This window comes from Buttiauxella gaviniae (assembly GCF_040786275.1).
Classification (GTDB): Bacteria; Pseudomonadota; Gammaproteobacteria; order Enterobacterales; family Enterobacteriaceae; genus Buttiauxella; species Buttiauxella gaviniae_A.
On sequence record NZ_JBFMVT010000002.1, the window covers coordinates 4197451 to 4213686 of the forward strand.

15 protein-coding genes are annotated in these 16236 nt (G+C 52.7%); 12 read left to right on the top strand and 3 right to left on the bottom strand.

Annotated features, from left to right (window positions below):
- Positions 1-194: 194 nt before the first annotated feature.
- Genes nfrB through AB1E22_RS19985 form a run of 3 tightly spaced genes read left to right on the top strand, consistent with a single transcriptional unit; the run spans position 195 to position 5961 of the window.
- On the top strand, positions 195-2420 hold the full coding sequence (nfrB, locus tag AB1E22_RS19975) for a cyclic di-3',5'-guanylate-activated glycosyltransferase NfrB (protein ID WP_367596963.1): 2226 nt from the start codon (positions 195-197) through the stop codon (positions 2418-2420).
- A complete protein-coding gene (locus AB1E22_RS19980) occupies positions 2417-5095 on the top strand; it encodes an NfrA family protein (RefSeq protein ID WP_367596964.1) in 2679 nt (892 codons plus the stop codon). The genes nfrB and AB1E22_RS19980 overlap by 4 nt, the downstream gene beginning before the upstream one ends.
- Positions 5096-5097: 2 nt before the next feature.
- Entirely contained in the window at positions 5098-5961 is an 864-nt protein-coding gene (locus AB1E22_RS19985) for a DUF4434 domain-containing protein (protein WP_367596965.1), read from the top strand.
- Here the strand turns inward: AB1E22_RS19985 and AB1E22_RS19990 are convergent, their stop codons facing one another.
- The 3 genes from AB1E22_RS19990 to AB1E22_RS20000 are packed head-to-tail and all read right to left on the bottom strand — an operon-like array spanning position 5962 to position 8497.
- On the bottom strand, positions 5962-6084 hold the full coding sequence (locus tag AB1E22_RS19990; RefSeq protein WP_367596966.1) for a DUF2474 domain-containing protein: 123 nt from the start codon (positions 6082-6084) through the stop codon (positions 5962-5964). It abuts the gene before it with no gap.
- Entirely contained in the window at positions 6084-7097 is a 1014-nt protein-coding gene (cydB, locus tag AB1E22_RS19995) for a cytochrome d ubiquinol oxidase subunit II (RefSeq protein WP_367596967.1), read from the bottom strand. Before cydB ends, AB1E22_RS19990 begins: the two co-directional genes overlap by 1 nt.
- On the bottom strand, positions 7097-8497 hold the full coding sequence (locus AB1E22_RS20000; protein ID WP_367596968.1) for a cytochrome ubiquinol oxidase subunit I: 1401 nt from the start codon (positions 8495-8497) through the stop codon (positions 7097-7099). Before AB1E22_RS20000 ends, cydB begins: the two co-directional genes overlap by 1 nt.
- 228 nt (positions 8498-8725) lie before the next feature.
- Here AB1E22_RS20000 and AB1E22_RS20005 point away from each other — a divergent pair, with 228 nt between their 5' ends.
- The 9 genes from AB1E22_RS20005 to AB1E22_RS20045 all read left to right on the top strand — a co-directional run bounded on the left by AB1E22_RS20005 (position 8726) and on the right by AB1E22_RS20045 (position 16236).
- A complete protein-coding gene (locus AB1E22_RS20005; RefSeq protein ID WP_367596969.1) occupies positions 8726-9004 on the top strand; it encodes a hypothetical protein in 279 nt (92 codons plus the stop codon).
- 270 nt (positions 9005-9274) lie between these two features.
- A complete protein-coding gene (locus tag AB1E22_RS20010) occupies positions 9275-10687 on the top strand; it encodes a PLP-dependent aminotransferase family protein (protein WP_367596970.1) in 1413 nt (470 codons plus the stop codon).
- Positions 10688-10689: 2 nt separating this feature from the next.
- Positions 10690-11259: a GNAT family N-acetyltransferase gene (locus tag AB1E22_RS20015; protein WP_367596971.1), complete on the top strand. Its 570-nt coding sequence runs from the start codon at positions 10690-10692 to the stop codon at positions 11257-11259.
- A 114-nt stretch (positions 11260-11373) separates the two neighbouring features.
- Complete coding sequence (locus tag AB1E22_RS20020) at positions 11374-11619, top strand: TA system antitoxin ParD family protein (protein WP_367596972.1); 246 nt, start codon at positions 11374-11376, stop codon at positions 11617-11619.
- Positions 11579-11920, top strand: coding sequence for a type II toxin-antitoxin system RelE/ParE family toxin (locus AB1E22_RS20025; RefSeq protein WP_437178422.1), 342 nt, complete (start codon positions 11579-11581; stop codon positions 11918-11920). The genes AB1E22_RS20020 and AB1E22_RS20025 overlap by 41 nt, the downstream gene beginning before the upstream one ends.
- Before the next feature lie 389 nt (positions 11921-12309).
- Positions 12310-13455: a putative ABC transporter substrate-binding protein YdcS gene (ydcS, locus tag AB1E22_RS20030; protein ID WP_367596974.1), complete on the top strand. Its 1146-nt coding sequence runs from the start codon at positions 12310-12312 to the stop codon at positions 13453-13455.
- Between the two features lie 13 nt (positions 13456-13468).
- Positions 13469-14494 (top strand): ABC transporter ATP-binding protein, encoded by a 1026-nt coding sequence (locus AB1E22_RS20035; protein WP_367596975.1) that lies wholly within the window; start codon positions 13469-13471, stop codon positions 14492-14494.
- A 7-nt stretch (positions 14495-14501) separates the two neighbouring features.
- Entirely contained in the window at positions 14502-15440 is a 939-nt protein-coding gene (locus tag AB1E22_RS20040; RefSeq protein ID WP_437178397.1) for an ABC transporter permease, read from the top strand.
- On the top strand, positions 15430-16236 hold the full coding sequence (locus AB1E22_RS20045; protein WP_367596977.1) for an ABC transporter permease: 807 nt from the start codon (positions 15430-15432) through the stop codon (positions 16234-16236). Before AB1E22_RS20040 ends, AB1E22_RS20045 begins: the two co-directional genes overlap by 11 nt.

Sequence of the window (16236 nt, forward strand, 5' to 3'; positions counted from 1 at the left end):
CAGTTTAAAACACTGCTTTTATTGCTTATGTCGCGATTTAAATGAGTTGTTTGCGGTCACTAAATGGTTTTATGTACTTTCAGGATTCATCTTGTTGTTTTATGATACCCGTAACATGTGGGGCCTGGTTTTTTTATTAGTCAGACCTCCTGTGGATGACTGAATTAGGATTCACATGTTCTCTGGAGTTAAAAATGGACTTGTTTGTTGATTACTTTTCAACCTGGCTCTATGGATTGAAAGTGATTGCCATTGCGCTGGCAATATTGATGTTAATTAGCGGAATTGATGACTTATTTATTGATATTGCCTACTGGACTCGTCGCCTCTGGCGCTCGGTGACGGTCTACCGCACTCACGATTATCTCGACTATAAAGCCCTTTACGAGCCGCAAGAAAAGGCGTTGGCGATAATGGTCCCCGCCTGGAATGAAACGGGTGTTATTGGTAACATGGCGCGTCTTGCGGCCAGCTCTCTGGATTACGAAAACTACCATATCTTCGTTGGCACCTATCCCAACGATCCGGACACTCAACGCGATGTTGACGAAGTCTGCGCGCGCTTTCCAAATGTTCACAAAGTCGTCTGTGCACGCCCCGGTCCCACCAGCAAAGCGGATTGCCTGAACAATATTCTCGACGCCATTTTGCAGTTTGAGCATAGCGCCCGTTTTAACTTCTCAGGCTTCATTCTTCACGATGCGGAAGACGTTATTTCTCCCCTCGAATTACGTCTTTTCAACTATTTGGTTGACCGTAAAGACTTAATTCAGATCCCGGTTTATCCGTTTGAGCGCTCATGGACCCACTTCACAAGCCTCAGTTATCTGGACGAGTTTTCCGAACTGCATGGTAAAGATGTGCCGGTGCGTGAAGCGTTGGCGGGGCAGGTTCCCAGCGCTGGCGTGGGCACCTGTTTTAGCCGTCGAGCGGTACTGGCGCTGTTAGCCGATGGCGACGGTATTGCGTTTGACGTGCAAAGCCTGACGGAAGACTACGATATTGGCTTCCGCCTGCGTCAAAAAGGGATGGAAGAGATCTTCTGCCGCTTCCCGGTGGTTGACGAAAACGAAACTGTGTCCAGACCTTTTGGTCAACGAGCGCGTACCGCCAATGTTATCTGCGTGCGTGAATATTTCCCCGACACCTTTGCTACCGCTGTCCGGCAAAAATCCCGCTGGATCATCGGCATTGTCTTCCAGGGATTCAAAACGCATCGCTGGAGCCCAAGCCCGATTCTGAACTACTTCCTGTGGCGCGACCGCAAAGGGGCGATTGCTAATTTCCTGAGTTTTGCCGCCATGCTGGTGATGCTGCAACTGGTTGCCATCATGATCTATCAGCACACCGTGGAGGGTGCCTGGCAATTCCTGTCGATTTTTGTTGGCGAATCCTGGTTGAAAATACTGCTGGGGATTAACTTCCTGCTGATGGCCAACCGCATCATTCAACGCATGATTTTCGTCACCGGCTACTATGGCCTCTTGCAGGGGCTGCTGGTTATCCCGCGTCTGTTCTGGGGCAACCTGATTAACTTTGTGGCGAACTGGCGTGCGATTAAACAGGTTATCCAGCACGGCGACCCGCGCCGCGTGGCGTGGGACAAAACCACGCACGATTTCCCCACCGTTAGCGATCGGCGTTCTACCCAGCCGCTAGGCTATATCCTGGTCGATTCAGGCGTAATGACTCAGGCACAACTTGAGGATGCGCTGCAAAACCGTATTCCCGGCCTGAAACTGGGTGGCAGCCTGGTGCAGCTTGGCTATATCACCGCGCATCAGCTTGCTGTTGCGCTGGCAAAACAGGCTGAAGTGCCGATGGAAACGTTCGACCCGCTGGCGCTGAACCCTGAACTGTTAAAAAGTATTCCCCTAAAAGTCGCGCAACATCATGCGGTGCTGCCGCTGCGCCTTGAAGGCGAAACATTGGTTCTGGCCTGCGAAAACACAATCGATCCCGTTTCGCTCGCCGCTCTTGGCCGCAAAATTGGCCGTAACATTCGCTATGTGATTGTGCCCCGAGGCCTTGTCGTCATTGGCCTGCGCTACTGGTATGGCAATGAACAGACGACCCAGGAAAAACATCTCTTAGACTGCGCGGTGAAAGAAAATCTACTCACCCAGGCAAAAGCCGATGAGATTTGGGAAAAATATGTCTCCGGCCAACTTCTGTTTGCGGAAGTGCTAACCAACGAATCGCACTTAAACGAAGCCGTATTGCGCGCTGTGTTGTTGCGCTATGAACGTAGCGATTTGATGTTTGGTGAGTTTCTGGTGCAGGAGGGCGTGGTGAGCCAACATGTCGTTAACCACGCCCTGGAACAGCAGAAAAAACTGCAACCGTCGTTAAGCGGCCTGTTACAGAAAGCCGGTATCAGCCGTCTGCAACAGTCACGTCTGGCTGGGGAAGTGTTATGAACAATCCTGTAACCCCGCTTGCGGCACTGATTTGCAGTGTGCTGCTTGCGATGCCTGCGCTGGCCGCCGACGAGGGGTCAAAACAAGATCTCGGCCTTAGCGATTACCGCTACTTCAAGGTCTATCCCCATATCGAGCGGGCGCATTCCGCCTTGCAAGCCAACGACGAAATGCGAGCGCTGAGCAGTTTTGAACACGCCCATGAAATGGCCCCTGAAAGCCTGCGTCTGACATTATGGCTGGCGGAGGCTTACCGCCATTTTGGGCATGATAAAAAAGCCCGGGTTTTACTGGAAAGCGAGCTGAACAAAAGGCCGCAAAATGCACAGTTACAGCGAGCGCTAAAAGCCATTCCCGTTGCCGCGCCGCAAATAAAAACGCGGGAGCAATTGTTAGCCTTCCAGAAGAAATGTGATGTCGAGCCAGGCACTCGCTGTCGCAGCGAAGTGGGCAATTATGCCATTACACTTAACGAGTTAGACATTGCTCGCGCGCAGCTTTCAGATGCAGCGTTCCGTCATTCCATTGAGGGGCAACAACTGGCGGATAACTACACCCAGCGGGCGATTTTTCTGAAACAGTGGGCCGCTGCAGACCAGGGTTTTGCACTCTTAGATGGCGAAGCCACGCTGACTAACGCCCAGTATCAACAATGGTTTGCCATCTTAATACACACGCAGCGCGACGGGCGGATTTTAGATTTGCAAAGCCAGGGCGTAATGAATACCCCAGGCATGCAGCTTGCCTACGCGCAATCGCTGGCAGAGCGTAAGGCGCTCACCGCGTTGCGTCGCTATCTCGCCAGCCATAAACCCGTCTTCGAGACCGCTTCGGAAGAGCGAAACTGGTTACGGCTTCTCGCGACCTACAGCCAGCAACCGGGCCAAAGTGTGGCTAACTGGTCGCTTAATTATCCGGAAAACAAACAGTATTTATTATCGACCTTAGTACCCATCCGGATTCAAAAAAGGGACTGGCAGGGGGCGGATGCGCTGCTGAACACTTTCCCCGAAACCCAGGCGCTCGACCAGCGGCTGGCGTTAAGTTTTGCACGTAACGATACCCAATCCAGCATGCGGCTGCTTCATCAAATCAGCCAGACGCGCAGTTTGTCAGCGAATGAGCTGGAAACCGTGAGCTATCAGTTGGTTTCCATGGGGCAAGGGAAAAGGGCGACGGAGCTCCTGTTACGGTACTGGCCGTTTAATCAGGCCGGGCAACAACAATATTCGCTGAGCCAGCGGTTATATGAGCAACTCACAGCCCACCCCGAATGGCTGACTGGCGAAAGTCAATCTCGCCTGGCAAAACCGTTACCCACAGCTACCCAGCGGATGGCGCAGGCACGACTGTTCCAGGGAGCAGAAAACTGCGCTGTGGTGCGTGATTTGTTGGGTGATTTCTCCGCGCAATACGACGCCGAAAGCTGGTCGCACCTGGCGCAATGTTATGCGGCTCAACCGGGGCTTGCGCTTTATGCCGCGCAACAGGCCGCGGCGCGCGATTCTTCCGCTTTTTATCAGCGCCAGGTCGCTTATCTGGCCTATGCCGCAGAAGATTATGCGCTTGCCCAGGCGAACGGATTAACAATGCCCGCAGTTGAAAAAGTGGGCACTCCGGACAATGCCGCGCGTGGGTTTGCCCTGCTAGCACAAAAGCGTTACCGGGAATCCCGTGATGCGCTGGAAAAAGCGCGAAAAACCTACCCGGATTCGCCTGAAATTTTGCGTCAACTGGTGTATCTCAATGAGCGCCTGGATGATAAGCCGCGCACCCAACTCTACAGCGAACGTGTGGTGGACGACATCGACAACACCGTAACGCCAAAGCAGGGATTAACCGATAAACAGCGGGAGGATCGTTTCGAATTTCGTCGGATCCATGAGGAAAGCGCGCGCCGTTGGACATTCACTTTCGACAGCGCCCTCGGCCTTACAAAAGAGTCGATCAATAGCGCGAACACCAGCGGGCCTAATGACAAAGGCAACCGTAGCTATGGCCAGGCCGAGGCCGAATATCGCATTGGTCGCAACGAAATTCTCGACGGTGATTTGCTTTCCGTTTACGGTCGCGTGTTTGCGGGCAGCGACGGGCACAGCAATATCGCACCGATTTATCAGCCGATGTCAGGTCTGGGCGTGCGCTGGAAACCGCTGCGCGATCGGACGATTTTCTTTGCGGCAGAACAGCAGTTCCCGCTCGATCGCCAAAAATCTGATGCAGACATGATGCTACGCGCCAGCGCCTCCTTCTTTAATGACGGGAAATACAGCGATGAATGGCATCCCATCGGCAAAGGCTGGTTTGCACAAAATCTCTATCTGGATGCGGCGCATTACGTAAAAGCGGATTACCAACTCTACACCGCTGACTACCGAGTAAGCTGGCACCAAAAAGTGAGCGACCGGCAGACTATCGAGCCCTACATCCATGCCCAGTTCAACAGTTCGACAAATTACCCGGTTTATGGCGAAGGGGAGAAATTCCGTATCTATCGCGACAGCACCATGCAAGGTGTCGGCGTGCGCGTTAACCACTGGTACGGCGAAACGCATTATGATGCCTGGCCGCACAAAGTAAGCGTAGGGCTTGAATATCAACATGTTTCTGGTGGCCATCACCGCGAAACGAGTGCCAAAAACAGTCTTTTCCTGACCATAGGAGCACGCTGGTAACAATGAAAATCCTTTTAACAACACTGCTCCTGGTGACGCCTTTCGCCCATGCCATAAATGCGGTGATGTATCAGCCGCAATTGCGTGACACTTCTGTTTCTGACGCACGATGGCAGAGCGTGCTGGACAAACTTAAAGGGCAGGGAATTGACACTCTGGTGTTGCAGTGGAGTCGCTACGACGATGCCTTTCGGGAAGGGGGATCCCGGGCCTGGCTTGAACGCAAAGCACAGCTAACCAACGCAAGCGGCCTGAAGCTGGTGATTGGCCTTGCGGCCGACGGGCAGTTTTTCCAACAACAAAAGCAGCCAATACCGGCGCTGGAAAATTATCTCAATCATCTGCGGGCTGACGATGTTTCCATCGCAAAACGTTGGGTCGATGTCCTGGGGGAGAACGCGATAGCCGGATGGTATATCAGCAGTGAACTTGATGACCGACGCTGGCGCGACCCGCACATGCAGCAGGTGGCTGAAAACTACCTCACTAAAATGCGTTTATCGCTGGTGGCCGTGGCGGATAAACCCGTTGCGGTCAGTAGTTTCTTTGCCGGAAATATGACGCCTGATTCCTATCAAAAATGGGTGACAACCCTTAGCCATACTGGCGTCAAGGTGTGGATTCAGGACGGGGCGGGAACTCAGGTGTTAACGGATGCTGAGCGGGCGTTATATCTGCAAGCCCCGTCAGCCGGGAAAGTTATTGAACTCTTCCGCCAGGATAAACAGGCTACAACCTTCAAAGCGCTACCTGCACCTGTGGCGTATCAGGAAAAATGGCTGTCGACACCTGTCCCGCAAGGGCAGGACAGAGTCTACTTCTCGTTGCGCTATATGAGTGCGGCCAGCGGCGTGCTGGCCATGTGATCAGGACTTAAAGCCGGCGGCGGTCATCAGGAGCCGAAACCCCATTCCCACGGCGGTCAGTGCCAACACACTGCCGCCCCACAGCGCAACCATCCATAACAAACGAATACCGGTCTGTTTCATCAGTGATACCCCTCGCCATGCTGTACTTTTCCGCGGAAAACGTAATAACTCCAGAAGGTGTAAACCAAAATGATCGGAATAATAAACAGCGCGCCCACCAGCATGAAACCCTGGCTTTGCGGCGGTGCTGCGGCCTGCCAAAGCGTAATTGACGGCGGAATCAGATAAGGCCAGATGCTGATACCCAGCCCGCTAAAGCCCAGGAAAACCAGGCCCAGGGTGAGCAAAAACGGCGTGCTGTGCCAGGTAGTTTGCGAACCGACTGCTTTCCACAACCAGATGCTGCACACCACGACTAGCAGCGGAACCGGCAGCAGGAAGTAGAGATTCGGCAGGCTAAACCAGCGGCTGGCAATTTGTGGATGCGCCAGCGGCGTCCAGATGCTGATCACCGCGAGCACTGCCAACAAAACCAGCAATAAAGGCTTCACGACGTTGCGCATGGTTTTCAGCAGCGGATCTTCGCTTTTCATTACCAGCCAACTCGCACCAAGCATTGCGTAAGCGACGACCAGACCGAAACCGCAGAACAGATTAAACGGGGAAATCCAGTCCAACTGTGTGCCGCTAAAGGTGCGGCCTGTGACCGGGAAGCCTTCGATCACCGCACCTACCACCACACCCTGGCAAAATGTCGCCACAATAGATCCGCCGATAAACGCTTTATCCCAGAATGGGCGGTGCGCAGGCGTGGCTTTGAAACGAAATTCAAAGGCGACGCCGCGGAAAATTAACCCGATTAACATCAGCGACAGCGGAATCGTTAACGCATCGACAATCACCGCATAGGCCAGCGGAAACGCGCCAAACAGTGCCGCACCTCCCAATACCAACCAGGTTTCGTTGCCATCCCACACCGGGGCAACGCTATTGACCATTACATCGCGATCTTCCGCCCCTCGCACAAACGGGAACAGAATCCCGATGCCGAGATCAAAACCGTCCATCACGATGTACATCAGGGTGGCGAACACAATAATCACAAACCAGATAACCGACAGATCGATGCCCATTAGCGTAATTCCTCTAACGATTCTGTTGCCGCTGAAAGCGGGCGAGAAGGCGTGCCGTGGGAAGGCGGCGGGTCGTCATTAAACGGTTGCGGCCCTTTCTTAATCTGGCGAATCATATAGCTATAGCCCACGCCAAATACCGACATATACACCACAAAGAAGGTCAGCAGGCTGATGCTCATCTGCAAATCCCCGTGCGCCGAAACGGCATCTTTGGTGCGCAGCAAGCCGTACACCACCCAGGGCTGACGGCCCACTTCGGTAGTTATCCAACCCGCGAGGATCGCGATAAGCCCGGACGGCCCCATCCACAACATAAAGTGCAGGAACGGGCGGCTCTCATATAAACGGTGGCGATAGCGCAGCCACAAGCTCAACGCGCCAGCCAGAATCATCAGCATGCCTAGCCCCGCCATAATGCGGAATGACCAGAACACCATCGTTGAATTGGGGCGATCCTCTTTCGGGAACTCTTTTAGCGCTGGGACTTGTTTATCCAGGCTGTGGGTAAGGATCAGGCTGCCGAGCGCCGGGATTTCAAGACCAAAACGCGTGCGTTCCTGTTCCATATCCGGCCAGCCAAACAGCAGCAGCGGCGTAGGCTCGCCCGGCACGTTCTCCCAGTGTCCCTCAATGGCAGCAATTTTTGCCGGTTGATGTTTCAGCGTATTCAAGCCGTGCATATCACCAATCAACGCCTGAAGCGGGGCGACAATTAACGCCATCCAGAGAGCCATCGAAAACATCGTTTTGACCGCTGGCGTTTTGTTGCCGCGCAACAGATGCCAGGCCGCCGAGGCACCCACAAAAAAAGCGCTGCTCAGGAAGGCGGCCACCGACATATGCAGCAGGCGGTAAGGGAACGATGGGTTAAACACCACAGCAAACCAATCTACCGGTACGACCTGGCCGTTGTGAATTTCAAACCCCTGCGGCGTTTGCATCCAACTGTTGGACGCCAGAATCCAGAAGGTTGAGATAATGGTACCCAGCGCCACCATACAGGTCGCAAAGAAGTGCAGCCCTGGCCCGACGCGTTTCCAGCCAAAAAGCATCACGCCCAGGAACCCGGCTTCGAGGAAAAATGCCGTCAGCACTTCATACGTCAGCAACGGCCCGGTAATACTGCCCGCGAACTGAGAGAAACCGCTCCAGTTAGTCCCGAACTGATAAGCCATCACCAGCCCGGACACGACACCCATGCCGAAGTTAACCGCGAAAATCTTCGACCAGAAATCGTAAAGCGAACGATAAACCGGATTCTTAGATTTCAGCCATAACCCTTCAAGCACCGCCAGGTAACTGGCAAGCCCGATGGTGATAGCGGGGAAAATAATGTGGAAGGAGACAGTAAACGCAAACTGAATCCTTGCCAGATGAAACGCATCTAAACCGAACATGCAGGACTCCGCATAATAATTTTTTCGATTCGATTGTAAGCCGCGTCACATCTGGCTTGTAGAAACAGACTGCTGCCATAAAGCTATAACAGTTTGGTTTGTTTCTGGAGGGCCACCCTAAAATTGTTCGTAAATCAGACAGGAATAAACGGCTATCTCCTGTAAAGACAGTAAGTTTTTCCGCATGAGCCAATTATTGACAGTCGCTAAATTTTAAGGAATTTATGAATGCTGTTACTTACAAAGGAGAAAACCATGGCAACAAAGAATATTTCCAACGTAATGGTTTGCCGTTGCGTCGCACAAATGCATGAGTTTGGTATTAAATCGGGCTACCGTTTTCAAAATGTGGTTGAGCAATTAGCAGAGGAAACTGGCGAGCCCAGGAAAGTCTGTGAGGCAGCAGTGAACCGGGCCATTGATGCGGGCCTGGTTGAATGGGGGATTCATAGCTCATTAGGATGGTTAACCAATGAGGGGATTGAGCACCTGAAAACAAGTGAATGATGCTGATTCCGAACTGACGGCTTGCGATGAACCTTTTTATTATTAAGTTTGATGAACAACCTTAATGCGGCTTCAGTAAAACAGAATTATTTACAGGGTAAAAAATAAACCCGGAGCTAACCGGGTTTTAATAACTCTTAACGAGGGTAACTGGCAGAAAATGAACGTGGAGGAGGCTTTAAATTCGGACAAAAGCACCATATACCTATAACAGTTTTGAAGTTGATTGTAGTTTTACTAAACTGATATAAATTGCGATGCAGCCGACAGATGAAAAAATACCAGCAACTTGCGCAGCAAATTATCGACCAGATTGCCCTCGGGGCCTGGCTCCCGGGGGATAAATTACCGTCGCTACGTGAGCAAGTGACGTTAAGCCGTATGAGTTTTATGACCGTCAGCCATGCCTACCAGACCCTTGAAAGTCAGGGGGTGATTGTCGCCAGGCCGCAGTCAGGCTATTACGTTGCCTCCCGCCCAATAAATCGTAAAACCGTTGCCGCCGTTAAAGTCACACGTGATGAAGCGGTGGATATTAATACCTACATTTTTGATGTTTTGCAGGCCAGCTGTGATGCCAGCGTGGTGCCATTTGGTTCGGCATTTCCGGACCCACGCCTGTTTCCCCTCCACCAGCTTAACCGTTCGCTTGCGACGGTGAGTAAAACCGCCACAGCCATGAGCGTGATTGAAAATCTCCCGCCTGGCAACGAAGCCTTGCGCCATGCCATAGCGCGGCGTTATGCCCAGCAGGGCATGCAGGTTTCACCAGATGAAATTGTCATAACCGCAGGTGCCCTTGAAGCGCTGAACCTTAGCCTGCAAGCAGTGACTGAACCCGGTGATTGGGTGATTGTAGAAAACCCCTGTTTTTACGGGGCGTTACAGGCGCTAGAACGGCTGCGATTAAAAGCGCTGTCGGTGGCAACCGATCCGCAAAATGGCATCGATTTGGCTGCACTCAAACAGGCGTTAACAGATTATCCGGTTAAAGCCTGCTGGCTGATGACTAACAGCCAGAACCCGCTTGGCGTGACACTGTCACCTGAAAAGAAACAGCAACTGGTTCAAATCCTGCAACAACACAATGTGACGCTCATTGAAGATGACGTTTATAGCGAACTCTATTATGGCCGCGAGCGCCCGTTACCCGTACGAGCTTATGACGACCAGGAGATTACGCTGCACTGCTCGTCATTTTCAAAATGCCTGGTGGCGGGCTTTCGCATCGGTTGGGTGGCGGCGGGTAAACATGCGCGGCGTATTCAGCAACTCCAACTGATGAGCACGCTCTCCACCAGTTCGCCTATGCAACTGGCCTTGGTGGATTATCTGGCGACAAAACGTTACGACACGCATCTACGCAAGCTGCGGCGCACGCTAGCCGAGCGTAAACAGCAAACCAGGCAGGCGCTGCACCAGCATTTTCCGGGCGAAGTGAAAATTCACCATAGCGAAAGCGGTTACTTCTTGTGGATAGAGTTGCCGGAATATATGGATGCCAGCCTTCTCAGCGAGCAGGCGATTGCGCATAAAATCAGTATTGCGCCGGGCAAAATGTTTACCACCGGAGGGGCGTGGGACAACTATTTCCGCCTTAATGCCTCCTGGGCTTTGGGCGAGCGCGAACAGCACGCCGTGGTGACCCTGGCAAATTTGATACGACAACAGATTAAGGGATGAAGATGGAATACCACACTGAACGCTTGATTTTACGCCCGTGGCAAGAATGCGATCGGGAACCCTTTGCGGCACTGAACGCAAATCCGGAAGTAATGCGCTATTTTCTGAACCCGCTCACTCGCGAAGAAAGCGACAAAATGGCGGGTGTGATTAAGCAGAAAATGGCGTTACACGGTTGGGGGCTTTGGGCTGTTGAAGAAAAAAGCAGCGGGGCGTTTACCGGCTTTGTTGGGCTCAATATTCCGAGCTATGAATTGCCGTTCTCTCCCGTTATTGAAATTGGCTGGCGCCTGGATAAGCCGTATTGGGGCAAAGGTTATGCTCCGGAGGCGGCCAGAAAAGCGCTGGCGATTGGTTTTGAGCAATATGGGATAGATGAAATCGTTGCTTTTACAGCGCTTGAAAATATCCCCTCACAACGCGTAATGGAAAAAATAGGCATGATGCGTTGTGAAGAGTTCGATCACCCGTTAGTTCCGCAAAACCATCCGTTACAACGGCATATTCTGTACCGTATCGCCAGGGTTTCATTGAAGGAGCTGGCGGCGATGCCAGATAAAAAAACGGCCTAAAAAATAGTTCTTGAACGTATCTCGCAATTTTGCGACATTTTGTCGCGCCACGCGATGTTATGCGCGTAAACTTATTCACAACTGAAGGTCACATGGAGGTGATGGAGTATGAACATGGCTATTAGCATACGGTTAGATGACCAGTTCGTAGCGGATGTCAAAATTCACGCCGACGCCTGCAGCCGGAGCGTGCCAAAGCAAATAGAGTATTGGGCAAAAATTGGGCAGATCGTTGAAGATAACCCAGACCTGCCTTACAGCTTTATCAAAGAAACGATGCTGGCACAAAGCGAAATGGAAAATGGCAGAGCGCAAAAATATGTCCGCAGAACTCAACGACAAAACCCTGACAGTGTATGAAACCGCCCGTTTTGGAAAAGCTCTGGAGAAATTGCCTGAGCCTTTCCTCGTGTTGGTGGAAGATGAAATTGAGAAGGTAGTGGCTGACCCGGAAATTGGCGAGCGTAAGAAGGGCGACCTTTGCTATCTCCGGGTGCATAAATTCCATCTCAACAATCAATTGGCATTACTCGGCTACAGTTGGCAGAACGCAAGGCTCGAGCTCTATTTGCTCAGCCTTGGCGCCCATGAAAATTTTTATGAGATGTTAAAACGTCAACGTAAGTCAGATTTGCGGTTAATCGGCGTTCAGGGCCGCTAACAGGCCCTGTCTTTTTATTTTTTAACGGCCAGTAGTACGGAAGACGCTTTGACCAGCGCAATCAAACGGCTGCCGTTTTTCAGCGCCATTTCGCCCGCGCGGCACGCTCCATCCATATGAAATTTCGATAATTGCAAGAAATCGATGGCGTGCCATCGCCGCCTCGCTTACACCTTATCTACACCCTAAAAATCATCCCGTTATCTTATTTTGAACCGTATTCCAGGTGTGCATTTTACTGCGCTGTATATCACATCCTGGTGAAATTTCTTGCCGCCGCCATGCTCGTCATATTTGTGCAGACTATTGTTTTTTGAAGGGGATTTTTTTGCACATTCGGCACTTTCTCATGGCGTGCCGCCTTTATCTTTCAGACAGGAGTAGCAGCAATGCGTACAAAACAGGCTATATGGGCTCTATCCTCACTCTGTTTGACCGTGCTTTCTGCACAGGCGGCAGGGCTTCCAGACAAAATTGGCGACGGTGAAGGGCAGCTCGATATCATCGCCTGGCCGGGTTATATCGAACGTGGCGATACCGACAAAGCCTACGATTGGGTGACCAGCTTCGAAAAAGAGACCGGCTGTAAGGTCAATGTGAAAACCGCCGCAACGTCCGATGAAATGGTGAGTTTAATGGCGAAGGGCGGTTATGACGTGGTGACCGCCTCGGGGGATGCTTCCCTGCGCCTGATTATGGGCAAACGCGTGCAGCCCATTAACACTGCGCTTATCCCGAACTGGAAAAACGTCGATCCGCGTCTGGTAAAAGGATCCTGGTTTAATGTCGACGGCAAAGTGTATGGCACACCGTATCAGTGGGGGCCAAACCTACTGATGTACAACACTAAAACGTTCCCGACGCCGCCTGACAGTTGGAGCGTGGTGTTTGTGAAACAAGATTTGCCGGACGGAAAAACTAACCAGGGCCGCGTGCAGGCCTATGACGGCCCAATTTACATCGCCGATGCCGCGCTATTTGTGAAAGCCACCCAGCCGCAATTGGGCATCACCGACCCGTATCAGCTTTCTGAAGAACAGTATCAGGCGGTGCTAAAAGTACTGCGCGATCAACACGGTCTGATTCACCGCTACTGGCACGATACCACCGTTCAGATGAGCGACTTCAAAAACGAAGGTGTAGTTGCCTCCAGCGCCTGGCCGTATCAGGCCAACGCTCTGAAAGGCGAAAACCAGCCAATCGCCACAGTCTTCCCAAAAGAGGGCGTGACCGGTTGGGCTGATACCACCATGCTGCACGTCGACGCAAAACATATGAATTGCGCCTACAAGTGGATGAACCACTCCCTTACACCGAAAGTTCAGGGGGATGTGGCGGCGTGGTTTGGCTCACTGCCAGCGGTTGCCGAAGGCTGTAAAGCCAGCACATTACTGGGTGATAAAGGCTGTGAAACCAACGGCTTTAATTACTTCGATAAGATCGTGTTCTGGAAAACACCGGTAGCCGATGGCGGTAAGTTCGTGCCGTACAGCCGCTGGACCCAGGATTACATCGCCATTATGGGCGGCCGTTAAGCCTGGAGGAGTTATGCCCTACGCCGTGCAGTTTCATAACGTCTCGCGCCTTTATGGTGATGTGCGAGCTGTAGATAACGTCTCGATTGATATCGAAGACGGAGAGTTTTTCTCAATGCTCGGGCCCTCAGGCTCGGGCAAAACCACTTGCTTGCGCCTGATTGCCGGGTTTGAGCAGGTCACATCCGGGACGATCGCGATATTTGGTAAACCGGCGCAGGATGTGCCGCCTTACCAACGCGATGTGAATACGGTTTTCCAGGATTACGCGCTCTTCCCGCATATGACGGTGTTGGAAAATGTCGCCTACGGGTTAATGGTAAAAGGTGTCGATAAAAAAACACGGCTTGCCAAAGCGCAGGAAGCCCTCGAGCGTGTGGCCCTGGGATTTGTTCATGCCCGTAAACCGTCGCAGCTTTCCGGTGGCCAGCGTCAGCGAGTGGCGTTAGCGCGTGCGCTGGTAAATCGTCCGCGCGTGTTACTGCTCGATGAACCGCTGGGCGCGCTGGATCTCAAACTGCGTGAACAGATGCAGGGCGAGCTGAAGAAGCTTCAGCGCGAGCTGGGCATCACCTTTATTTTCGTCACCCATGACCAAAGCGAAGCGCTGTCGATGTCGGATCGCGTTGCGGTATTCAACAACGGGCGTATCGAGCAGGTGGACACCCCGCGCCAGCTCTATATGCAGCCGCGCACGGCGTTTGTGGCGAGTTTTGTCGGCACCTCGAATGTTCTACAGCCCGCGCTTTCCGGGAAAGTGTGCGGCGAAGAAGGGCTATTTTCCCTGCGACCTGAGCATATCGTTCTTAACGACGAACCGGTTAATAGCGGTGAAATTCGGGTCACCGGCATGATTCAGGAGATCCACTACCAGGGGGCGGCAACGCGCCTTGAACTGCGGCTGGCCGGTGGCGAAAAGCTGTTGGTCAGCGAAGCGAATCCGCAGCGCATCATCAGCGAAGAACGCTATCAGATTGGTCAGCAGGTCACCGCTGTTTGGCCCCGTGCGGCGATGGTTCCGTTGCAGGGGGAAGGATGAAATGGATATGAGTCTTCCCACATCCCATCCTGATAACCGCCTGATGCGGCGCGTCGCGACGTTTTTATGGCAGCGCCCCGGATTCTGGCTGGCGTTATTACTCCTCCCGCCGCTGCTGTGGTTTGGTGTGATTTACCTTGGGTCGCTGTTAACGCTGCTGTGGCAAGGTTTTTACACCTTCGATGATTTCACCATGTCGGTCACGCCTGACCTGACCTTCGCCAACATCATCGCGCTGTTTAACCCGGCTAATTACGACATCATCCTACGCACGTTGACAATGGCTATTGCCGTGACGCTTGCCAGTGCCGTGCTGGCGTTCCCGATGGCGTACTTTATGGCCCGTTATACCAGCGGCAAGCTCAAAGCATTTTTTTATATCGCCGTGATGCTGCCGATGTGGGCCAGCTACATCGTAAAGGCGTATGCCTGGACGCTGTTGCTGTCACGCGATGGGGTTGCGCAGTGGTTCCTGGAACATATGGGGCTTGAACCGGTATTAAACCTGATGCTGACCATCCCAGCGATTGGCGGCAACACTTTGTCGACCTCAGGTTTTGGGCGCTTCCTGGTCTTTCTCTATATCTGGCTGCCCTTTATGATTTTGCCGATTCAGGCAGCGCTTGAGCGTTTACCGCCATCATTGTTACAGGCCTCTGCGGATTTGGGCGCGCGTCCTGCTCAAACCTTCCGCCATGTGATTTTACCCCTGGCGATCCCAGGCGTGGCGGCGGGTTCAGTGTTCACGTTCTCGCTAACACTCGGTGATTTTATTGTGCCGCAGTTAGTGGGGCCGCCGGGGTACTTCATCGGCAATATGGTTTACTCCCAGCAGGGGGCGATAGGTAATATGCCGATGGCCGCCGCGTTTACGCTGGTCCCGATTGTGCTGATTGCCATTTATCTTTCACTGGTGAAACGACTGGGGGCTTTCGATGCACTCTGAACGCGCTCCGTTATTGCTAAAAATTGCCGCCTGGGGCGGGGTTATCTTCCTGCATTTTCCGCTGGTGATTATCGCGCTGTACGCGTTTAACACCGAAGAAGCGGCATTTAGCTTTCCCCCCAAAGGGCTGACCTTGCACTGGTTCAGCGTGGCGGCATCACGAAGTGATATTCTTGATGCCGTGACGTTGTCACTAAAAATTGCCGCGCTAGCAACTATACTTGCTTTGATTCTTGGCACACTGGCGGCGGCAGCGCTCTGGCGTCGTGAATTCTTCGGCAAAAACGCCATCTCTTTATTGCTGCTGTTGCCGATTGCCCTGCCGGGGATTATCACCGGCCTTGCGCTGTTAACGGCCTTCAAGATGATGAATTTTGAGCCGGGTTTTTTCACCATTGTGGTGGGGCACGCCACGTTCTGCGTGGTCATTGTGTTTAACAACGTTATCGCTCGTTTTCGCCGCACCTCGTATAGCTTGATTGAGGCGTCGATGGATTTGGGCGCTGACGGCTGGCAGACCTTCCGCTATGTGATTTTACCTAACCTGGGGTCCGCGTTATTAGCGGGCGGTATGCTGGCGTTCGCGCTGTCGTTTGATGAAATTATTGTCACTACCTTTACCGCCGGGCATGAACGTACTCTGCCGCTATGGCTGCTCAACCAACTGGGCCGACCGCGTGAGGTGCCGGTTACCAATGTGGTGGCGTTAATGGTGATGCTGATGACCACCATTCCGATTTTAGGGGCGTACTGGCTGAGTCGCGGCGGAGATGACGTTGCGGGCAGCGGTAAATAA